The sequence below is a fragment of the Streptomyces sp. NPDC002403 genome (genome assembly GCF_053593015.1).
This window is the reverse complement of the sequence record NZ_JBSFBQ010000040.1, coordinates 1-20,959: the sequence shown is the minus strand read 5'-3', so window position 1 is coordinate 20,959 and position 20,959 is coordinate 1. Positions and strand designations below refer to the sequence as shown.

General features: G+C 71.7%; 20 protein-coding genes. 9 read left to right on the top strand and 11 right to left on the bottom strand.

Translation table 11 applies throughout. From position 1 onward, the window contains the following. Positions 1–10: 10 nt before the first annotated feature. Entirely contained in the window at positions 11–613 is a 603-nt protein-coding gene (locus ACWCPY_RS31805) for a CBS domain-containing protein (RefSeq protein WP_451270794.1), read from the top strand. 192 nt (positions 614–805) lie between these two features. On the opposite strand, the gene ACWCPY_RS31800 is transcribed toward ACWCPY_RS31805, so the two are convergent. The 3 genes from ACWCPY_RS31800 to ACWCPY_RS31790 all read right to left on the bottom strand — a co-directional run bounded on the left by ACWCPY_RS31800 (position 806) and on the right by ACWCPY_RS31790 (position 4,805). After that, a complete protein-coding gene (locus tag ACWCPY_RS31800) occupies positions 806–1,834 on the bottom strand; it encodes a zinc-binding alcohol dehydrogenase family protein (RefSeq protein WP_451270792.1) in 1,029 nt (342 codons plus the stop codon). 431 nt (positions 1,835–2,265) lie between these two features. Then, the gene (locus ACWCPY_RS31795) at positions 2,266–4,668 is read right to left on the bottom strand and encodes a glycoside hydrolase family 65 protein (protein ID WP_451270790.1); all 2,403 of its coding nucleotides are present in this window, start codon (positions 4,666–4,668) and stop codon (positions 2,266–2,268) included. Then, on the bottom strand, positions 4,665–4,805 hold the full coding sequence (locus tag ACWCPY_RS31790; protein WP_451270788.1) for a hypothetical protein: 141 nt from the start codon (positions 4,803–4,805) through the stop codon (positions 4,665–4,667). Before ACWCPY_RS31790 ends, ACWCPY_RS31795 begins: the two co-directional genes overlap by 4 nt. Positions 4,806–5,313: 508 nt before the next feature. Between ACWCPY_RS31790 and ACWCPY_RS31785 the strand changes: the two genes are divergently transcribed. The 3 genes from ACWCPY_RS31785 to ACWCPY_RS31775 all read left to right on the top strand — a co-directional run bounded on the left by ACWCPY_RS31785 (position 5,314) and on the right by ACWCPY_RS31775 (position 7,446). After that, complete coding sequence (locus tag ACWCPY_RS31785) at positions 5,314–5,967, top strand: CBS domain-containing protein (protein WP_451270786.1); 654 nt, start codon at positions 5,314–5,316, stop codon at positions 5,965–5,967. A 166-nt stretch (positions 5,968–6,133) separates the two neighbouring features. Then, positions 6,134–7,111: an Acg family FMN-binding oxidoreductase gene (locus ACWCPY_RS31780; protein ID WP_451270784.1), complete on the top strand. Its 978-nt coding sequence runs from the start codon at positions 6,134–6,136 to the stop codon at positions 7,109–7,111. Beyond that, positions 7,087–7,446, top strand: a complete 360-nt coding sequence (locus tag ACWCPY_RS31775) for a universal stress protein (protein ID WP_451270782.1) — start codon at positions 7,087–7,089, stop codon at positions 7,444–7,446. The genes ACWCPY_RS31780 and ACWCPY_RS31775 overlap by 25 nt, the downstream gene beginning before the upstream one ends. 15 nt (positions 7,447–7,461) lie before the next feature. Here ACWCPY_RS31775 and ACWCPY_RS31770 read toward each other — a convergent pair whose 3' ends face one another. Further along, positions 7,462–8,343 carry a universal stress protein gene (locus ACWCPY_RS31770; protein WP_451270780.1) on the bottom strand — a complete coding sequence of 294 codons (882 nt, stop codon included), beginning with the start codon at positions 8,341–8,343 and terminating at the stop codon, positions 7,462–7,464. Between the two features lie 252 nt (positions 8,344–8,595). Between ACWCPY_RS31770 and ACWCPY_RS31765 the strand changes: the two genes are divergently transcribed. Next, the gene (locus ACWCPY_RS31765; protein WP_451270778.1) at positions 8,596–9,057 is read left to right on the top strand and encodes a Crp/Fnr family transcriptional regulator; all 462 of its coding nucleotides are present in this window, start codon (positions 8,596–8,598) and stop codon (positions 9,055–9,057) included. 56 nt (positions 9,058–9,113) lie between these two features. Then, the gene (locus ACWCPY_RS31760; protein ID WP_451270776.1) at positions 9,114–9,824 is read left to right on the top strand and encodes a response regulator; all 711 of its coding nucleotides are present in this window, start codon (positions 9,114–9,116) and stop codon (positions 9,822–9,824) included. A 32-nt stretch (positions 9,825–9,856) separates the two neighbouring features. On the opposite strand, the gene ACWCPY_RS31755 is transcribed toward ACWCPY_RS31760, so the two are convergent. Together ACWCPY_RS31755 and ACWCPY_RS31750 are read right to left on the bottom strand one after the other, a co-directional pair. Then, entirely contained in the window at positions 9,857–11,482 is a 1,626-nt protein-coding gene (locus tag ACWCPY_RS31755; RefSeq protein WP_451270881.1) for a GAF domain-containing protein, read from the bottom strand. Positions 11,483–12,012: 530 nt separating this feature from the next. Then, entirely contained in the window at positions 12,013–12,435 is a 423-nt protein-coding gene (locus ACWCPY_RS31750) for an Hsp20/alpha crystallin family protein (RefSeq protein WP_451270774.1), read from the bottom strand. 264 nt (positions 12,436–12,699) lie between these two features. Between ACWCPY_RS31750 and ACWCPY_RS31745 the strand changes: the two genes are divergently transcribed. Then, positions 12,700–13,620, top strand: a complete 921-nt coding sequence (locus tag ACWCPY_RS31745) for a pyridoxamine 5'-phosphate oxidase family protein (protein WP_451270772.1) — start codon at positions 12,700–12,702, stop codon at positions 13,618–13,620. 54 nt (positions 13,621–13,674) lie between these two features. Here ACWCPY_RS31745 and ACWCPY_RS31740 read toward each other — a convergent pair whose 3' ends face one another. The 3 genes from ACWCPY_RS31740 to ACWCPY_RS31730 form a co-directional block, all read right to left on the bottom strand. Then, a complete protein-coding gene (locus tag ACWCPY_RS31740) occupies positions 13,675–14,865 on the bottom strand; it encodes an acyl-CoA dehydrogenase family protein (RefSeq protein WP_451270770.1) in 1,191 nt (396 codons plus the stop codon). Between the two features lie 163 nt (positions 14,866–15,028). After that, on the bottom strand, positions 15,029–16,186 hold the full coding sequence (locus ACWCPY_RS31735) for a methyltransferase (protein WP_451270768.1): 1,158 nt from the start codon (positions 16,184–16,186) through the stop codon (positions 15,029–15,031). Between the two features lie 139 nt (positions 16,187–16,325). Continuing rightward, entirely contained in the window at positions 16,326–16,526 is a 201-nt protein-coding gene (locus ACWCPY_RS31730; RefSeq protein ID WP_329815526.1) for a hypothetical protein, read from the bottom strand. A 250-nt stretch (positions 16,527–16,776) separates the two neighbouring features. On the opposite strand from ACWCPY_RS31730, the gene ACWCPY_RS31725 reads away from it, so the two are divergent. After that, the gene (locus ACWCPY_RS31725) at positions 16,777–17,601 is read left to right on the top strand and encodes an endonuclease I family protein (protein WP_451270766.1); all 825 of its coding nucleotides are present in this window, start codon (positions 16,777–16,779) and stop codon (positions 17,599–17,601) included. A 35-nt stretch (positions 17,602–17,636) separates the two neighbouring features. Here the strand turns inward: ACWCPY_RS31725 and glsA are convergent, their stop codons facing one another. Further along, on the bottom strand, positions 17,637–18,986 hold the full coding sequence (gene glsA / locus ACWCPY_RS31720; RefSeq protein ID WP_451270764.1) for a glutaminase A: 1,350 nt from the start codon (positions 18,984–18,986) through the stop codon (positions 17,637–17,639). Positions 18,987–18,999: 13 nt separating this feature from the next. Further along, positions 19,000–19,566, bottom strand: coding sequence for a hypothetical protein (locus ACWCPY_RS31715; protein WP_451270762.1), 567 nt, complete (start codon positions 19,564–19,566; stop codon positions 19,000–19,002). Positions 19,567–19,783: 217 nt separating this feature from the next. Between ACWCPY_RS31715 and ACWCPY_RS31710 the strand changes: the two genes are divergently transcribed. Next, positions 19,784–20,899, top strand: a complete 1,116-nt coding sequence (locus ACWCPY_RS31710; RefSeq protein WP_451270760.1) for a baeRF3 domain-containing protein — start codon at positions 19,784–19,786, stop codon at positions 20,897–20,899. Positions 20,900–20,959 lie beyond the last annotated feature (60 nt).

Below are 20,959 nucleotides of genomic sequence, written 5' to 3'. Positions count from 1 at the left end.
CGGAGGAACGATGAAACGTCTGCGTACCGTCGACGACGTGATGACGCACGCCGTCGTCACGGTCGACCGCGGAACGCCGTTCAAGGACATCGTGAAGGCCATGCGGCAATGGCGGATCAACGCGTTGCCCGTCGTGTCCGACGAGGAACGGGTCGTCGGCGTGGTCTCCGAAGCGGACCTTCTGCTCGAGGCACAGGGCCAGGACGAGTCCCGCGACGTCACCGCCGGTCAGCTGATGACCGTCCCCGCCGTCACGGTGCCCCACAACACGGGTATGGCGGGGGCCGCCCGTCTGATGGCCCGCGGTCACCTCAAACGGCTGCCGGTCGTCGACGACGACGGACGTCTCGTGGGCGTGGTCAGCAGGGGGGATCTGCTCAAGGTCCACCTCCGTACGGACGAGGACATCGCCCAGGAACTGCGCGAGCTGATCACGACTCAGCTGATCCCCGCGGGCTCCGCGACCGTGCAGGTCGGTGTGGCCGACGGCGTCGTCCGTCTGAGCGGCGCCGTCCCCGACCCGTCACTCGCTGACGTGCTGGTGCGCGTCGCGCGCACGGTGCCGGGAGTCGTGGATGTCTCGGCCCGGTTCGAATCCGGGGTTCCCGCGTGAGCGGAGCGAGACAGTCGCCCCAGGGGGGCGTCGCCGCAGTGCCGAGGGGACCAGTGGCTGGGCCCGGTGGGCCGTACCGAAGAGGCACCGATCGGCCCATGACCTCGGCCGGGCCGGACCCCTCTGCCCCTGCGGACCCGGGCCGCGCGGCACTGCCGGACGGAGGCGGTGGCCGCCCGGCCGGAACGAGGCTCAGCCCGGGACCAGGACGGCGGCGCCGCTGACCCGGTCGGCGGCCAGGTCCGTCAGGGCCCGGTCGGCACGGCTCAGCGGATACGGACTGACGGTGACCCGGATACCGATCCGCGCGGCCGTGTCCAGGAAGTCGCGGCCGTCCTGCCGGGTGTTCGAGGTGACGCTGCGCAGATCGCGTTCCTCGAAGAGGTGGCGCCGGTAATTGAGCACGGGTATGTCGGTGAGATGGATGCCCGCGACGGCGAGCGTTCCCGAACGGTCCAGTGCCTCCAGTGCCACGGGCACCAGATCACCGACCGGTGCGAACAGGATCGCCGCGTCCAGTGGTTCGGGTGGGCGCTCGTAAGCGCCGCCGGCGGAGGAGGCACCCAGGTCGAGGGCGAGCTCACGGGCCCGTGCCGAACGGGTCAGCACGTGCACGGTCGCCCCTTCGGCCAGGGCGACCTGCGCCGCCAGATGGGCCGAGGCCCCGAAGCCGTAGATGCCGAGCCGGCCGCCCGGTGGCAGGGCGCTACGGCGCAGCGCCCGGTAGCCGATGATCCCCGCACACAGCAGCGGCGCCAGCGCCGCGGCGTCCCGGTCGTCCGGAAGCCGGTAGGCGTAGTCGGCCGGTACGAGGGTGGTGTCGGCGAATCCGCCGTCGGCGTCCCAGCCGGTGTAGAGGGAGGCCGGGCAGAGGTTCTCACGGTCGGCCCGGCAGTAGCGGCAGTGGCCGCAGGTGCTGCGCAGCCACGCCCCACCGGCCCGGTCACCGACCCGGAAGCCCGCGACGGACTCGCCGACGGCGGCCACCCGGCCGACGATCTCATGGCCGGGTACGGTCGACGCCCGGTGCGGGCGCAGGTCGCCCTCGGCAAGGTGCAGGTCCGTGCGGCACACACCGCACGCCTCCACCGTGAGCAACAGTTCACCGGGCCCGGGCGAGGGCGTCGCTCGCCGCACACGCACCAGCGGGCCGTCCCCCATCGGACCAGGTCTCCCTACGGCCCACCCGGTCAGCGTCTCCGAAGCCGGCGCACGCACCATGCGTCCAGCCTCGCGCCGGCCGGCAGGTCCGGCAAACGCTCACCGCGGATCGCGGGGCCGCGGCGCACGCTGCTCCGTCCGGCAACGGCCCAGCCGTTCGGGCAAGTGGCAAAGCACGCCCCTGCGGCCGGCGCGCCCTCGGCCGGCAGCCGTGATGCCATGGAGAGGGCTCCCTGAGGAAGGGATCCGTCATGAGCACCACACCGCCCCTGGCAGCCTGCCTGCGCACACGGCGGGCCGTGATCTTCGACACCGACGGCGTGGTCATCGATTCCGCACGGATCCATGCCGCGGCCTGGCAGGGTGCGTTCGACGCCTGCCTCTCGGCCGCGGGCGTGCAGCGCCCGTTCGATCCGGTGGACGAGTATCTTCGCCATGTCGACGGCCGGTCACGGCTGGACGGGGCCGCGGCGCGCCGGGCCCGCGAGCGGTCAGCGCACGGGCAGACGGAACCAGTGCTCCTCCCCCGCGGCCACGGACACCAGCCGCTCGCCGGGCAGGCACAAGGTCAGCGGGGCAGCCGGCCGCGAGCGGGGCACGCGAATCCCCAGTCGGCCCGGCAGCAGCCGGGCACGGATGCCCCTGTGCCCGCGACAGCAGAACGTGAACGTGCAGCGCGGCAGCTCCCTGAGCGGAACGGGATCGACACGGAGCCCGTCCGGACCTGCCTCCAGCCCCACGACGCCCCGTTCGACGAGATCGAGGGTGCCGGCCATGGCACCGAGGTGGATGCCTTCGCCGGTGGTGCCGCCCTGGACATCTGCCACATCGCTGAGCAGGGCTTCCTCGCAGTACCGCCAGGCGTCCGGGCCTCTCTCCCGCGCGAGCACCCAGCCGTGCACCAGGCTGCTGAGGGTCGAACCATGGCTGGTGCGACCCAGGTAGTACCCGGCTGTCGCACGCCACGTCTCGTCATCGAGCCGGTATCCGAGACGGTCGAACAAGGACCGCAGCTCCACCGGGCGGAAGAGATAGCCGAGCATGAGTGTGTCGGCCTGCTTGGACGCCTGATAGCGATTGACCGTGTCCCCCTCGGACTCCAGGATCCGGTCGAGCCGACGGATGTCGCAGTAACGGGAGCGGTAGGCGTCCCAGTCCAGTTCGGCCAGCTCGCCGTAGCCCTCGAACTGGCTGATGACACCGCTGTGGAACGGCACGTACAGCCGACGGGAGATGTCCTCCCAGAGGCTCAGTGTCCCGTCGTCCAGGCCGAGTCGCTCGGCCAGCTCCCGTCGGCGGGCCTCGGGAAGCCCGCCGAACACCTCCAGCGCGCGTGCCAGCACCCAGGCCGCGGTCACATTGGTGTACGCGTTGTCGTCGATCCCGGGAGCAGCGGCCCCGGGGTAGGCGTCGTGATACTCGTCCGGGCCCACCACACCGCGGATGCGGTAGCGCTCGCGATCGGCGTCGTAGACGGCTGCGGCACCCCAGTAGCCGGCGATGTCGAGCAGCAGCTCCGCCCCCGGTCCTTGGGCGAATCCGGCGTCGCCGGTGCTCTGGCCGTAGCGCCACACGTTCCAGGCGATGGCCGATCCGACGTGGCGCTGCAACTGCGAGTGGTCGGGAAGCCAGCGGCCCGAGCGGGGGTTGAGATGCAGTGCCTGCGTCTCCTCGGCGCCCGAACTTCCGCTCTGCCAGGGGAACATCGCTCCTCGCAGACCCGCCCGACGGGCCGCTTCACGGGCCGCGGGCAGGCGGCGGTGCCGGTACATGAGAAGGCCCCGCGCCACCTCCGGGAAGTGCAGGGTGATAGAGGGCAGTACGAACAACTCGTCCCAGAAGACATGTCCCCGGTACCCCTCGCCGTGCAGTCCCCTGGCGGGTACCCCGACGTCCAGCTCGGCCGTGTGCGGCGACAGTGTCTGCAGGACGTGGAAGAGGTGGAGCCGGAGGATACGCCCCGCTTCGCCGGGTGCCTTCAATTCGCCCTGGCTCCACAGGCTTTCCCAGGCCGCACGGTGGGAGGCCAGCAGCGCCTCGAACGGCACCATGTGCGACGCGTGCTCGACAGCGAGCGGCAGGGGGTCGCCCGAGGGCCGGTCCAGCGATGTGTACAACGCGGCGCACTTCACGACGGCGGCGGAACGCCCGCGGGAGACCGGCAGCCTGAGCCTCTGGACCGCTCCGGTCCCGGTGCAGCTCGATCCCACCGCCGCGAGGGGCCGCGACGACGTTCGCACGGCGACGGCGATCCGGATCCGGGATGAACGGGTCCGGCAGGACAGCCAGGCCACACCGTCCGCTCCGGCTCCGGCGCGGTGGCCGGTGAGATGGTGCCCCTCCAGCCCGCGGTACCGCTCGACACCGGCGTTGGTGACATCACCGTCGAGGACGGACTCGACCTCGACGGCCCCGCTCCAGCCGTACCCGTGAAAGGTCGTTCTCTGGGCGGCGAGATACGGGTCTCCCATGTGGACGAGTCTGGTGTGGGTGACGCCGAGCCGACGCCCGTGGCCGTCCTGGAAGAACAGGCGACGGGTGAGAACGCCGCCTCGCAGATCGAGCGAGACCTTGTGACGCCGCAGACTCGGGTCATCGGTGGTGAGCCAGTCCCCCGCCGGCCCGTCGTCCGGCAGGCAGCGATAGCGCAGGCGCGTCCAGTCCGGCAGGTTGACCATGTCCTCGTTGCCGACCCGCTCTCCCCCGACCTCCGAGAAGAGCCGGTCGTAGCAGCCGGCCGCGTAGGTGCCGGGATAGTGGACCGCGTCAGCGGGCGACTCGGGCGCGGCGCCCCTGGTGGCGAATCTGCCGTTGCCGAGCGTGCACAGGGCTTCGACCGTCCGCTCCGACTTGGGATCGTAGCCGTTGAAGTCCCAGGTGGACGCTGTGCTCATGGCCGAGCCGGGTGCAGGCCGGTCCTGCGGAAAGTGGCGTCGCTGCGGATCACCGCGTCGTCGGCGTCCTTGATCACGGGGTCCGGAACGTCCTGCCATGCGATCCGTCCCGGGCCCTGGAGAACGAGTGCCTTCACGGTGCCGCCCCTCTCCCTGCTGTCTCCCGGTGAGGTTCTCCCTCAGGCTGACCCGGCGCGGGCCCGCTCCACATGGGCCGGTCGGTCCCCGCCGGGACCTTTCGGGCCCCTCCCACCCCGGTTCCGGGGATGTGAGGGTGAAGACGCTGCCACCCATCGAGGAGGGGATCGGCGATGCCCGAGGCAGAACCAGACCCGGCCACGCCCGGAACGAGACCCGCACCGCTGCCTCTTCCAGGGTTTCGCGGACCCGCGCCGCCGCAACCGGGCGCGCAGGCACCGGCCCGCCGAACCGCTCCACGACGAGTCCGATGCCGACACCACCGTCAGCTTCTTCGACCCCGTGGAGACCGGCAGCGGGATCGAGATCATGTTGCCGGTCTCCACGGGGTCGGCGTACGGTCCTCGCCCGTCGCAGATCCGATGCCACGGCCCCATCGGACTGTCCATCCCGGTTCGCCGAACGGCGGCGGTCGGCCGCTCGCCCGCGCCCACTGAGGAACCTGCCATGACCTCCACCCGGTACAGCGTCAACGACGTCATGACGGAGACCGTCGTCACCGTCACACCCGACACGGACTTCAAGGAGATCGCCGACACCATGGAGCGGTGGAAGGTCACGGCCGTGCCGGTCGTCGAGGACGGGGACGTCGTTGTCGGCGTCGTGTCCGAAGCCGACCTGCTCCCGAAGGAGGAGTATCACGACCGCCCGCCCGGCATGATCGACCACATGCGCCGCCTGGGCGACACGGCCAGGGCCGGCTCGGTCCGGGCCGGGGAGCTGATGACCGGCCCCGCCATCACGATCCAGCCCGACGCGTCCCTGCCGCAGGCCGCCCGGCTCATGGCCGCCCGGCGTGTCAAGCGGCTCCCGGTCGTCGACGCCGACGGCAGGCTGAGAGGCATCGTCAGTCGCGCCGATCTCCTCAAGGTCTTCCTGCGCCCCGACGACGACCTCGCCGAAGAAATACGCCGCGAGGTCGTCAACCGCCTGTTTCCCGACGCGCACCGGGACGTGAAGGTCGGCGTCACCCGGGGTACGGCCACGCTCACCGGTCACGTCCCCGACGCCGCCCTCATTCCCGTCGCCGCCCGCCTCGCCCAATCCGTGGAGGGCGTCGTCGGCGTGGACTGCCGGCTCGAAGGCCCGGCACCGGCGTAGGGTCCGTCCGGCCTCGATCCGTCGGACACGGCCTGTCCAGGGAAAGAAGGTCTCCCTGCCCAGGAGCCGTCCGGCCCGCGTGAGGGACGAACGGCCCCTACGCGCCGGGCGGCGATCCGCTCCATGCTGAAGCCATCGCCCCTTCCCGAGCTCCGGGAGACCCACGATGCTCAACGAAGCACTCGAAGACACCGCACTGACCGACCTCGTCTGCGATGCCACCGCCGCCCCGTCCATGCACAACGCCCAGCCCTGGCAGTTCCGCCACGGACGCCGCAGCCGCACGCTCACGCTCCGGGCGGACTTCGAGCGCGCGATGCCGGAGGCCGACCCCTCCGCCCGCGCCCTTCACATCGGCTGCGGCGCGGCCCTGTTCAACCTGCGGGTGTCCACCGCACACCACGGCCTGGACGCCGCCACCGTACTGCTGCCCGTGCCGTCGGACCCCGCCGTTCTGGCCACCGTCCGTCTCGGCACCCACCGCGACGCGCCGCGGGAACCCGCCGATGAGGCCCTCGCCGTTCTCCACCCGGCGATCAAGGACCGGCACACGAGTCGCTACCCGTTCGACGAACGGCCGGTCCCCGACGCCGTCCGGGCGCGCCTCGCCGACGCTGCCGGTGCCGAGGGTGCGCACTTCGCGTTCCTGACCCCGATCCACCTGGAGACCGTGCTCGACCTGATCCGGGACGCCGAGGGGTACGACCGCGGGGACCCGGCGCGGGAGGCGGAGCAGCAGCACTGGACCCGGAACACGAGGAGCGAGGCTCCGGTGGATGGAATACCCGACTACGCCTTCGGCCCCCGCGACGCCTCCGAACGAGCCACGACCCGTGACTTCGCCGCAACCCGGGGCGTCCCGGGCCGGGCTCGTGTCCTGTTCGAGAACCGGCCCCAACTGGCCCTGCTGAGCACGGCGGGCGACCGTGCCGCGGACTGGCTGCGTGCCGGCCAGGACTGGACTGGGCCGCGGAGGAAGCGGCGCGCTCACGGCTTCCGCTGCGCGTCGTCCATGCGTCGTTGTGGGAGCACTACGAAGGCATGCGTCCCACCTTCGACACCGGGCGTCCGGCCGAGCAGGTCCTCGCCGAGCACCTCGTCGCGTCCGCGCAGGAACGCGTGCAACGCCTCCACGGCGAGCTGATCGCCGTACGTGCCTGGCGCTGTCCCGCCCACGAGACCGCGGATCATCCGCTCCTCGCGGGCTCCCCGGCCTCCGCACACCGTCAGCGGGCCGAGGAACACCTCGAAGACGTCCTGGCCGTACTGGAACGGACCGGGTCCGAAGCCGTCGTCCACCGCTCCGTGGTGCAGGGCCCCGTGCACCGGGTGCTCGTCGAGGAGGCCGAAGGAGCGGAGCTCCTCGTCGTCGGCGCGCGCCGTTCCGGTGGACACCGTGGTCCGCGCCTGGGTCCGGTGGACCACTCGGTGCTGCACTACGCGTCCTGCCCCGTCGCCGTCGTCCCGGACACCCGCTGACCGCGACCGCGGTGATCAGGCGTGGGGCACGAGGACGACCGGGCAGCGCGCGTGGTGCAGGACGGCGTGCGTCACTCGGCCGAGCGGAGAGCCGACGGGGTGGGAACGCCGACGGGATCCGATGACGATCATGTCGGCGTCGGCGGTCGCCGCGACCAGCGCCTCGGAGACGGACCCGGTCCGAACGGTGTGCTCGGTCACGTCGAGGTCCGGGAAGTCCTTGCGCACGGGCGCGACGAGCCGGGCGGTCCCGGTCGCCCGGTCCGCGGCGAGCCGGTCCACACCGTCGAGCATCGTCACCATGCTGCCGACGTTCTCGAGGAAGACCCATGCGTTGAGCACCCGCAGCGTGACACCTTCGCGGGCGGCCAGAGCGGCGGCGACGCGCAGTGTTTCCCCGTCGCGCTCGTCCCGTACCGCGGCCAGTACGGTACCGGCCGGTTCGCGGTCGTCACCGCTCGGCACGACGACGACCGGGACGGGAGACCGTGCGGCCACCTGGAGCGAGTCCGAGCCGACCAGCAAGGAGGCGAACCCTCCGCGTCCACGGGAGCCCACGACGATCGTGGCGTCGGGACCGGCTTCGCCGAGCAGGCACGGCGTCGTCTCGTCCTCGCACAGAGCCGTCGTCACGGGGACGGCGGGAGCGAGTCGGCCTGCGAGTGCGGCGGCCTTTTCCAGCACGCCCTGCGCGAAGTCGTCGATCTGTTTGATGTCCTCCGGGGAGAGGTACAGACCGCCGTGGCCGGTCCCGGTCGCATACACGATCCGCAGGGGCCGGCCGCGGGCAGCCGCCTCGCCGACGGCCCACCGCACGGCCCGCGTCGCATGGTCGGAACCGTCGGTGCCGACCACGACCGGTCCTGTCACGGTCACGCTCGGTCGGGTGTTGTCCATGGTCTCTCCTCGAAGTGAGGCAGCTCTTCCGTCATGATCCGGCCACGTCGCCCCACTGCGCAGCACGAAGCCCACGGGCAAGGGCCGAGCGGGTCACGGGGCCGGGCCGGTCGGCCCAAGCGCCGCGCGCGCCGTGCGGCACACGATGGAGTGGAGGGGAGGACGCACGACGGCCGAGCGACGCACCGGGGGCGCGCATATCGTTCAGAGCGGGCGTACGGGTACACACCGCCTGCGAGGAACGGAGGTTCCATGTCAACGGCCAGAAGTCTGCTCGACGTGATCCCGCCCGAGAGCCGGGCCCGGTTGCTCGGCAAGGCGTCCCGCGAAGTGCCGCTGGTCCTCGGAGCACGGCTCTTCGAGGAAGGCAGAAGGGCCGACCGCTTCTGGGTCATCCGCTCGGGGCAGGTCGAGGTCGACCTCCATGTGCCCGGCCGCCGTGCGGCGGTCGTCGAAACGCTGGGACGCGACGAGCTGCTGGGCTGGTCCTGGCTCTTCCCGCCGCACGTGTGGCACCTGGGTGCGCGGGTGATCCAGGCCGGGCAGGCCGTGGAGTTCGACGCCGCCGCCGTCCGCTCGCTGTGCGAGGCCGACGCGGCACTGGGCCGGGCGGTGTACAGGTTCGTCGCCGAGACGGTCGCGGAGCGCCTGTACGGAACACGGACACGGCTGCTGCAGTTGTACGGTCCCCGCGCCGAGGCGCCCGAGGCCTGAGCGGACCGGAGAACGGGGGCGGGGCTGCACAACCCTTGAAGCCGAGGAGGGCCACCATGAGCGACGACACGGGGTTCTCGGCGCAGAAGCCGATCCGCGTGTTCCTGCTGGACGACCACGAGGTGGTCAGGCGCGGCGTGCAGGATCTGCTCGACGCGGAACCCGACATCGAAGTCGTCGGCGACGCCGGCACGGCCGACCATGCACTGGCCCGCGGCCCGGCTCTCCGCCCCGACGTCGCGATTCTCGATGTGCGGCTGCCGGACGGCGACGGGATCACGGTCTGCCGTGAGCTGCGTTCACGGATGCCCGGACTGGCCTGCCTGATGCTCACCTCGTTCGACGACGACGAAGCACTGCTCGACGCCATCATGGCCGGGGCGGCCGGCTACGTACTGAAGGAGATCAAGGGCTCGGACCTCGTCACCGCCGTCCGCACACTGGCTTCCGGGCGCTCGACCCTCGACCCGTCGACGACGGCACGGCTGATGCACAGTCTGCGCGAGGAGGAGTCCGGTTCCGTCTCCGAGGAGGACGACGCGCTGTCGGGGCTGTCCCCGAGGGAGAAGGACGTTCTCGCGCTGATCGGTGAAGGGCTGACCAACAGCCAGATCGGCAAGCGCCTCTATCTGTCGGAGAAGACGGTCAAGAACCACATCTCCCGGCTGCTGGCGAAGCTCGGTGTCGAGCGCCGTATCCAGGCGGCGGTGATCGCCGCGCACGCCACGGAGGCCTCCCCGCCCGGTGCCGGGCACCACCGGATCTGACCTCACGGCTCCCGGAAGCACCCCGCGCGGCATCAGGAGAGTCGCAGCGGCACGCGCCAGCTCAGCCGGGTTCCGCCCTGTACGGACTCCCCCACACTCATCTCACCGCCGAGTTTCTCCGCGCGCCGTGCGAGATTGTCGAGCCCGCTCCGGGAACCGACGTGCACGGGCATGCCCACCCCGTTGTCGGACACGGTCAGGTTCACCTCGCCTCCTCCCACCACCAGCGAGATGTCCACCGCCGTCGCCCGTGCGTGGCGGGCGACGTTGCTCAGTGCCTCGCCGAGAACCGCGATCAGCTGCTCGGCGGTCTCGGCCGGAACATCCGTGTCGATCAGCCCTCCCATGCGCAGCGACGGCTGAAAGCCCAGGGTGCGGCCGGCCTGCTCGGCCGTGGCCGCCGTCCGGGCACGCAGTCCCTGGCCCGCCCGGCCCGGACCACTGGCGCGGAGCCCGAAGATGGTGGACCGGATGATCTTGATGGTCTCGTCCAGATCGTCCACCGCGCGCAGCAGCCGCTCGCTCGCCTGCGGCTGTTCCACGAGCCGCACCACGCTCTGCAGTGTCATCCCGGTGGCGAACAGCCGTTGAATGGCCAGGTCGTGCAGATCCCTGGCGATACGGTCACGTTCCTCCAGCAGGGCGATCTGCTCGGCGGACTCGCGTCGTTCGGTGAGCTCCATCGCCAGTGCCGCCTGTCCGGCGAACGCCAGCAGCGGCGCGGTCTCCGCATCGGTGAAGGAGGGACGCCCCCGCACCCGGGCCAGCAGCAGCACCCCACGGGTCCGCTCCCCCGTGACCATCGGAACCGCGACGGCGGGGCCGAGCCCCGTCCACCGCGGCGGGCCCTCGGTGATCCTCGGATCGTGTTCGACGTCGAGGCTGGTGATCGGCTCCCCCGCGTCGAGGGCGGCGCCGGCGAACGATCCCGCCCGCGGCAGGACCAGACCGCGATGTGTCCCGGCGTCCAGCCCGGACGCCTGCGCCACCCGGAGGCGGTTGTCCTCCGCGGGAAGCGCCAGCACACCGAGATCCGCGGCGAGGATGTGCGAGGAGTGATCAACGATCATCCGCAGGACGCGCGCCTCGTCCGCCCCGCTCAGCAGAGCCGCGACGATCTCGCTGTTGGCTTCCTGCCAGCGTTGCCGGTCGCGCGTCTCCGCGTACAGACGGGCGTTCTCGATCGCCACTCCGGCCGCCACCGCGAGCGCCGAGAGCACCGTTTCGTCCTCGGTGTCGAAGACCCGGCCGCCCCGCTTCTGTGTCAGGTACAGATTGCCGAACACCTTGTCACGAACCCGGACGGGAACTCCCAGGAACGAGTGCATCGGGGGATGATTCGGCGGAAACCCGTGGGACGACGGATGCTCGGAGAGTTCCACCAGCCGCAAGGGCTCGGGGTGTCGGATCAGCTCGCCGAGGATGCCGTGCCCCTCGGGCAGGGGGCCGATGGCCTCACGCTGCTCCGCCGTGACGCCCACCGGCAGGAACTCCGCGAGGCGGGTTCCCTCGCCGACCACTCCCAAGGCCCCGTACTCGGCATCCACCACGACCACCGCGGCCTCGACGATCCGGCGCAGCACCCGGGGCAGATCCAGCTCCCTGCCCACCGACATGACCGCGTCCAGGAGCAGGGCGGCCTCGACCGGTCCCCGCATCACGGCGTCGAGCCGTTCCTGGAGGTCCCCCGGCAACGTGCCCAGCCGACGGTGCGCCTCTCCGCAGTGGCCGGATCCCCTGTCGCCGTTCTCGCCCACGGTGCCTCCGTCATGACCCACGTGGCCCGGCGGGGTCACATCTTCACGGTAGTAGCCTCACGGCGAGAAGCATCCTGTGGACGGCGACCGGCGCGGTCAAGCGTCACGGGCGTCGCTCCGGACCTCGCCACCGCGCTGGTTCGCACACCGCGATCATCACCCCGGGCCCGGCGGTGCGAGGAGCGTCTGTACGGCCCTTGGCAGAGCCCGCTCCGCTCTCACCACACGGCTGCTCTCCGGCCGGGGGTCGCCGCACGGCGGGATCCCTCGCCGCAGCAGGCGCCGGCCTGACTCCCATCGGCGGACGAGCGTCCCGCCGGCCTGCTGTGGGGCCGGGCACCCTGCTCGCGAGGAGTCCGGGTGACAGCCGGCCGCCGAAGCGCGCCGGTGGCGGACCCGTGGCGGGGCCCGCCAGGCGCAGCCGACCGCCGTCAGCGGCCGTGCTTGATCTCGACGTGCTTGGCCGACGGCTTCGCGGCACCCATGCCCACGCTGACCGTGAGCATGCCATCGGTGTAGTCGGCCGTGACATCGTCCTCGTCCGCGCCCGACGGCAGCGTCACGCTGCGGCTCATCACGCCGTAGCGGATCTCGCTGTGGTTCTTGTCCACTTCCCTCTCGGTGCGTTCGGCCTGGACCGTCAGCACTCCGTCGCTGATGAAGACGTCGATGTTCTCGGGAGATGTGCCCGGGAGCTCCGCCCGCACCACATAGCGGCCGTCCTCCGTGTAGTCCTCGATACGCACGGTGTACAGCTCGCCCATGGTGGGCATCGCGAACCGGGCGGGCAGGTTCTCGAACCAGTCCGGGACCTCCGGGAGCGGGAACCTCTGCCCGCGCTTCAGGGTGCTCATCGTGCTACCTCCTCGGTGTTCGGTCGCCGGTACCGACACACCCAGTCCAACGCGGCCGGATCCCGATTGCTGAGGCCGATCGGCCCATGCGCGGGGTCCCTCCGGTCCCCTTCTCCCGGTGGCGGACCACCGGCCGCGGACGCTGCCATCGGGACCACGGGCCACGGACCGCCCGGCCCGCGTCCGCGCGGCTCTCGCCGATGCGGCGGTGAGTGCCGCGTGGCAGGTTGGATACAGCACCATTCCGAGGAGAGGGCGGCAATCATGCGAGCTCACCTCGGCGACCGACTCGTCATCGGGAGTCCGGCCGCCGGCGCCGCCGGACGCGACGGCGAGATCGTCGGCCTGCACCACGACGACGGCACACCTCCCTACGACGTGCGCTGGTCGGACACGGACGAGGTGACGCTGGTCTTCCCCGGACCCGACGCACGCATCCACCATCCGCAGCACGAACGGTCCGCGTCCTCGCGCGGGTCACAGCCGGTCGCGAGCGAGGCTGCGGCCACGCCCCCGGCTGCCCCACGGAGCGGCGCAGCCGACCCGGGCGACATCGGGCGGCGTGTGGCCGCCGAGCGCCGGAGGCTGGGGATCAGCCGGGAGGAGGCGGCCCGCCGAGCCCGGATGTCGGCCAACTACCTCGCCTACCTCGAGGAACGGCCTGCGGATCCGACCCTGTCGACTCTCATCAGGCTGGCCGACGCGCTGGGCACCACGGTCGCCGCTCTGCGCGGCGGTGGAATCGAACTCCCGCCCGGCCAGGGAGACGCCTTGCTGCACCCTCGGCTGCGGGACCTCCGCCCGGAAGAGTGCCGCACCCTGCTTTCCACGCACGGCGTCGGACGCGTCGCGGTAACGGCGCCCGACGGCCGCCCGGCGGTCGTCCCGGTCAACTACGAGGTCCTCGATGACGCCATCGTCTTCCGGACGGCGCCCGGCTCCGTGGCCGCGGCGGCCGCGGACAAGGAGGTCGCCTTCGAGGTCGACCACGTGGACGACGCCCTGAGCCAGGGCTGGAGCGTGCTCGCCGTCGGCCCTGCGAGCACCGTGACGGACCCCGACGCCGTGCGCGAGCTCGTTCGACACGCCCACAGCGCACCATGGGCGGGCGGAGAGCGGGCGATGTGGGTGTCGATCCGGCCCACAAGCCTCACGGGCCGCCGGATCACTCCGGCCGACCAGTAGGGCCCGCCGCATCTCGACACAGCCCCCGCCACGGCCACAGGCAGCCGAAGCCCTTCACCTCCGCACGCGCGGCATCCCCAGGCCGATCCAGGAGATGATCTCCCGCTGGATCTCGTTGTTGCCGCCGCCGAAGGTGAAGATCACGGCGGAGCGGTAGCCGCGTTCGAGTTCGCCGTGCAGCACGGCGCCGGCCGAGCCCTCCTTCAGCGGGCCGGCCGAGCCGACGACCTCCATCAGCCAGGCGTAGGCATCGCGGCGCGCCTCGGAGCCGTAGACCTTGACGGCCGAGGCGTCCTGCGGGGTGAGGGTCGCGTTCTGCACCGCGGACACCATCTGCCAGTTGAGGAGTTTCATGGCGTCGAGCCTGGTGTGGGTGCGGGCCAGCAGGGCGCGGACCCAGCCGAGGTCGATCACGCGGCGGCCGTCGGCTAGCGGGGTGTCCGCGGCCCAGCGCTGGACGTTGTGGAGGGCGCGGATGGCCATGGTGCCGTGGGCGGCGAGGGTGACGCGTTCGTGATTGAGCTGGTTGGTGATGAGCCGCCAGCCCTTGTTCTCCTCGCCGACGCGGCGGGAGACGGGGACGCGGATGTTCTCGTAGTAGCTGGCGGTGGTGTCGTGCGAGGCGAGGGTGTTGATCAGGGTGCAGGAGTAGCCCGGGTCCGCGGTCGGGACGAGCAGCATGGTGATGCCCTTGTGCGGGGGCGCGTCCGGGTCGGTGCGGACGGCGAGCCAGACCCAGTCGGCGGTGTCGCCGTTGGTCGTCCAGATCTTCTGCCCGTCGACCGTGTAGTGGCCGGTGGCCTCGTCGCCCTCGCGCACGGCCCGGGTCTTGAGGGCGGCGAGGTCGGTGCCCGCGTCGGGTTCGCTGTAACCGATCGCGAAGTCGATCTCGCCGGAGAGGATCTTCGGCAGGAAGTACGCCTTCTGTTCGCCGGTGCCGTAGCGCATGATCGTCGGGCCGACGGTGTTGAGGGCCATCAGCGGCAGCGGGACACCCGCCTGCGCGGCCTCGTCGAAGAAGATGAACTGTTCCATCGGGGAGAGGCCGCGCCCGCCGTACTCGGTGGGCCAGCCGACGCCGAGCCAGCCGTCGGTGCCCAGGCGGCGGATCGTCTCCCGGTAGAAGCTCTTCTGGGCCGCGGGGGCGGCGTAGCGCGTGTATGCGTCGTCGGGGACCAGTGCGGCGAAGTAGCTGCGCAGCTCGGCGCGCAACTGCTGCTGTTCAGGCGTGTATTCGAGGTGCACGGCCCCTCCGGGAGTCTCGCGGTCGCGTCGTCCGTGTGCGGCGGCGCACACAGTAGAACGTGTTGCAAGAATCCGGAAGGGCCGGGGCACGGTTCGGCGGGGGCGGGCTCCTGACGGTCCGGACCGACCGACGACGGCGCGGGCCGGCCCCTGACCGCGCGGGTCAGCGCTTGACGGCTCGGAGGACGACGAATTTCGGGTCGCCGGCGACCGTGACGCAGTTGCCGAAGATACGGCGGAGCCGGGTGTGGTAGCCGAGGTGCCGGTTGCCGACCACCCACAGCTCTCCGCCGGGCCGCAGTGCGGCGCGGGCACCGTGGAACATGGTGCGGGCCGTCGCGTCGGTGGTGGCCTGGTGGGAGTGGAACGGCGGGTTGTTGAGCACCAGGTCCACACTGGCGGGCGGCAGTTCCGCCAGCCCGTCGCCGACCAGGAACTCGGCCTGGGCGTCGGGGCCGGTGTTGGCCCGGAACGTCTCCTCGGCGGAGGCGACCGCCTGGAACGACTCGTCGATGAAGGTGACCGTCGCCTCGGGGTTGGCGAGCGCCGCGGACAGTCCGACGACGCCGTTCCCGCAGCCGAGGTCGACGACCCGGTCGGGGCCGCCGCGCTCGGGGAGGTGGCCGAGGAAGAACCGGGTTCCGATGTCGAGGCGCTCGGCGCAGAAGATCCCGGCGTGGTTGGTGACGGTGCGGCCGGAGACCGGGCCGAGCCCTTCGGGCAGCTCGTAGCGGTGCGGCCAGGGGCTGGGCGCACGGCCCGCCGCCGGGCTCGGGGTGGAGAAGATGAGCCGGGCCTTCTTGACGGCCAGGGAGGTGCGGGTGGGACCGATGATCCGCTCGAAGAGCTTGAGGGTGGAGGTGTGGATCTCCTTGACCATCCCGGTACCGATGACGACGGTGTCCGGGTGGACGGCCGGCGCGAGCCGGTGCAGCTGGTCCTCCAGGAGCGCGAGGCTCTTCGGGACACGTACCAGCAGGACGTCGACGCGGTCCGGCGGTGTGTCCCGGGCGGACAGCAGACGTACCGCGTCCGGGTCCGCGCCGTTGCGGCCGAGATTCGCCAGGGTCGCGCGCTGCGCCAGGTAGGAATCGGTGATCTGTACGGGGCGGTGCCCGGCGAGCACGGTGCTCAGCGCGCCCCAGCGGTCGCCCACCACGACCACGGCGCCCGACAGATCGACCGGATCCGTGCCGTCGGCCCCTTCCAGCCGGCGCAGCAGGTACTCGTCGGCAGCGTCCCAGGCGCGGAACGGGTCGCGCGGGTCCGCGGGGTAGCGGGCGAGGTCGAACCCGGCCCCTGACGTCGTCAAACGGTTCATTGTGCACCCAGGCTAGCCGAGCCGCGGGAAGCGCCCACACACTCCCCGCGGCCCGGGCCGCCGGCCTGCCGCGTGCCTGGGGCCTCTCGTCCGGATCATGCCGGGCTCGCGAGGTCCGGCGCGATCCGGACGAACGCCTCTAGGGCAGCGTCTTGTCGATCGCCGACCGGCCCTCCCGGGCGAGCCTGCGCTGCGCCCACTGGAGATTCTTCGGAGTCAGGTCCCGTCCGGAGGCGAGTACCAGGTCCTCTGCCGACGGATTGTCGCTGCCGCCGGTGTGCAAGAGGCTGTCGGGAGTCACTCCCCGAGAAACGGATACGGATTCGGGCTCGTCGCTCATGCCGCCTCCTCGTCCTTTCGGTCATTCTCGCCCCCTGCCCGGCGCGCCGCATCCGAGGCCCCGCGATCCGCTCCCGGGGCCACGATCAGGCCATCACTTGACCTGCACATGATAGGTACACGCTGTTCACACCATGGTCACGGTGCGTGTGGAAGGCTCCCGGCTACCACGTACCACACGATCGCCGCGGCGCCGCCCCCCACCTTGTGACGGTGTCGTGGCGCACGCATTTCCGGAGAGGACACCCCACATGTCCCGTCGTCACCTTCGTTACCGGCGCCCGTTGCTGGCGACCCTTGCCGCCTTCGCGGTGCTCGGCGGCACGGCCGCCGCCGCACCGGCCGCCACACCCGAGGCCACGTCCACCACCGCGACATCGCTGCGGGTACTCGACGACACGTACTACCAGGACGCGCTCGGCAAGACCGGCACGCAGCTGAAGAGCGCCCTGCACGACATCATCAGCGTCCAGACCAAGCTCTCGTACAGCCAGGTCTGGAACGCCCTCAAGGACACCGACGAGGACCCCGCCAACAGCTCGAACGTGATCCTCCTCTACACCGGCCGTTCCCAGTCCAAGAACTCCAACGGCGGCTCGGTGGGGGACTGGAACCGCGAGCACGTCTGGGCCAAGTCCCACGGGGACTTCGGCACCGCGACCGGCCCCGGCACGGACATCCACCACTTGCGCCCGGAGGATGTCACCGTCAACTCGATCCGCGGCAACAAGGACTTCGACAACGGCGGCAGCGCGGTCAGCGGCGCACCGGGCAACTACACCGACAGCGACTCCTTCGAGCCCCGCGACGCGGTCAAGGGCGACGTCGCCCGCATGCTGCTCTACATGGCGGTGCGTTACGAGGGCGACGACTCCTTCCCCGACCTGGAGCCCAACGACAAGGTCAACAACGGATCCGCCCCGAACATCGGCCGCCTCTCGGTCCTGAAGGCGTGGAGCCAGGAGGACCCGCCGGACGCCTTCGAGAAGCGGCGCAACGACGTCATATTCGACCAGTACCAGCACAACCGGAACCCGTTCATCGATCACCCCGAGTGGGTCACGGCCATCTGGTAGACCCGGCCCGGAAGTGATGGCGCGGGCCCCGGCGCTCAGCCGGGCCCGCCGCCCGTGCACCAGGCCACGGCCTGCGCGCGGGTCGCGAACCACCGCGGGGCCGTCGGCGTGTCCTGCTGTCCGGGGCCGGGCAGGGCGAGCCGGCGCGCCGGGTCGGCGACGGCGGTACGTGCCCCGTCCGCCGAGATCCGGCCGAGCCCGACGCGCAGCATCGCCCGGGCCACCCGGTCGACGCCGGTCACCTGCCGCAGGTCCAGCACGACGGGTTCCGTCGCCCGGGGGCGCGACTCGTCCAGTGCGTGCAGCACGCGCTCGGCCGCGGTGAAGTCGATGGCGCCCTGAGCGGCGACGACCGCCACCCGTTCGCGCGGGGCACGGTCCCCCGGAGCACCCCCGGTGGCCGGCAGTTCGTCGGCGGTGGCGACGAGTGTGACGGTGCTGGCGGCCAGCGCCGGATTGTGCATCAGATGCAGGCCCAGCCGCTCCGACAGCGCACCGAGCGCGGCGCGCCCGCGCACCGAGGTACCGGTCGGGTCCAGCCGCGGGCTGTAGGTGGCCAGGCCGAACCGCGCGGGTCCGGCGGCGATCAGCCCGCCGGACACACCGCTCTTCGCGGGCAGTCCGACGCGCAGCAGCCAGTCGCCGGAGGCGTCGTACATGCCGCAGGTCGCCATCACCGCCAGCACCTGCCCCGCGACCGGCTCCGGGACCACCGCGTCGCCGGTGAGCGGGTTCACGCCGCCGTGCGCGAGGGTGGCGGCCATCGCGGCCAGGTCCAGTGCGGTGACCCGTACCGCGCACTGCCTGAAGTACGTCTCGACCGCGGCGACCGGATCGACGGGCAGCGGCCCGGTGCTGCGGATCAGATAGGCGAGGGCGCGGTTGCGGTCGCCGGTGGCGGCCTCGGAGGCGTACACCTGCTCGTCCACGTCCAGCCGCCGGCCGGCGAAGCGGCTCAGGCAGTCGAGGATGCGGTCGAACCTCGGGGCGTCGGGGGTGTCCGGGATCAGCGCGGTGGTGATGATGGCACCCGCGTTGACCATGGCGTTGTCGGGCCGGCCGGTGCCCGGTTCCAGACTGATGGCGTTGTACGCCTCGCCGCTGGGCTCGGCGTTGACCCAGCGGCACACCTCGTCGAGCCCGAGGACGGACAGGGCGAGGGCGTAGACGAACGGTTTCGACACGGACTGCAGGGTGAACGGGGCATCGGCGTCGCCCGCGCTGTAGCGGTGGCCGTCCATGCTGATCAGGGCGAGCCCGAACGCGTCCGGGTCGGTCCGTGCCAACTGCGGGATGTAGTCGGCCGGCCGGCCGTCCCGCAGCCCGGTGAACCGCGTGTGCAGCTCGCGCAGGGCCTCGGTGACGGCGTCGGCGGCGGTACTCACCCGGCCCCGGCCGTCAGCTGCGCTCGGCCTGGGCGATCCGGGGGAACGTCTTGACTCCGGCCGCCTTCCGGCTGTTGGCGAGCTGGTTGACGGTCCGTCCGGGCGGGACGTCCGAGAAGCCGAGCACCACGGAGTCCAGCACCTTCCCCGACGCGTCGACGAACTCCACCTTGACGGAGTAGAAGGCCGCCTTGTCCGTGCGGTTGGTGACACGGACGAGGGCGCTGCGGAACTGCTCGGTCTTCGCGACCGGCTGCCCGGTCACCGAGACGTCCTTGACCGCGTTGCCCCGGCCCTGCACGCCTGCGAGCTGCTTCACCGCCTGCTGTCGGTTGCGCTCGGCGGCGGCGGAGACCGAGGCGGCGAACTCCTTCTGGGTGCGACCGGTGGGGCTCGCGGACCGGGTCAGGGCCGGTTCGGGTGAGACCGTCCGGGTGCTCCTGGCAGTGCCGGTCGAGTTGGTGCCGGAGCCGCCGCAGGCGGCGGTACCGGCGATGACCGACGCGGCCAGCACGACCGGGGTCAGGCTGCGGACTGCGCGGCCGCCGAGGGCGTGCCGCAGGGGACTGATCGGGTTCACGGACGCTCCGTCTGTTCGGAAGGGCGTAAGGATCGGAAGGGCGTAAGGAAAGGAGGGAGGACAGGCAGAGGCACGGTGGGCGTCGACATCGCGTGCACCTGCCGGGAACAACAATGGAGAACTCGCCCATATTAGGATCAAAAGGTATGAATTGACTCGTCGAATTCACCCGCTTCGCTCGGGAGCGGATTCCGGCCGAAACCCCTGGGAGAGAACGATGGATACGGATGCCCTGACCGCCGGCCTGCTGCAGAAACTGCGGGCGGTCAAGCCCTATCCGGCCCTGTCCCTGACCATGCCGACACACCGCCGCGCTCCGGACAACGCCCAGGACGCCGTTCGGCTGCGCAATCTGGTGGCCGAGGCCGCCGGGCGGCTGGAAGCGGACCCCGCGGTCACCCGCGAGGCGCGGACCGCGCTCAAGGAACAACTCGACCGGGCGGTCACCGAGGTGGACCCCCGACGGGCCCTGGACGCCCTGGTCCTCCTCGTATCCGCCGACGAGCACCAGATCTGGCAGCTTCCGCGCACCACGCCCGAACGGGTGGTGCTCAGCGACACCTATCTCACCCGCAACCTGGTCGCCGCGAAGGCACAGGCCCAGCCCTTCTGGGCGCTCACCGTCTCGGCCGACCGGGCCGTCCTGTGGAGCGGCACCGCGGACACCCTGCGCGAGGAGCGGACCGGCGGGTTCCCGCTGACGGCTCCGCAGGAGCCGTCCGACCCGCAGCGCGAGGAGCGGATCGGCGACACCCCGAGCACGTTCAGCGACGAGGAGACGCGCAACTTCCTGCGCACGGTCGACGAGAAGCTGCGCGCGGTGCTCGCCGAGGATCCGCGTCCGCTCCATCTGATGGGCCTCGCCCCCGCGCTCGCCCTGCTGGACGAGGTCGGGGAGAGCGCCAGGTCGGCCGTCGGCCGGGTCACCAAGGGTGCGCCCGCCGATATGTCACCGAGTGAGCTGCTCAAGGAGTTGCGGCCGGCGCTCGACGAACGGCAGCGGCGATTCGCGGCGGAGATCGACGGCAAGCTGGACGAGGCCCGCGGCCGTCGCGCCTTCGCCGGCGGTCTCGACGAGGTGTGGGCCGCCGTACGGGAGGGCCGTGCCGGACTGGTCGCGGTGGAGGAGCACTTCCAGCAGACGGTCCGGGTGACGGACGAGCACCTGGAGCCGGTGAGCGGCGGGGCCGCGGACCTCGCGGACGGCACGGTCCGTGAGGACATCGTGGACGAGCTCGTCGAGGCGGCTCTGGACAGCGGCGCCGATGTGGTGTTCCTCCCTGACGGCTCGCTCGCGGAGCACGGACGGATCGCGGCGGCCCTGCGCTACTGAACCTGACCGGCGCGACGCCATTACCCCTCCCCCGGGCCCGCATGCCTCAGGCATGCGGGC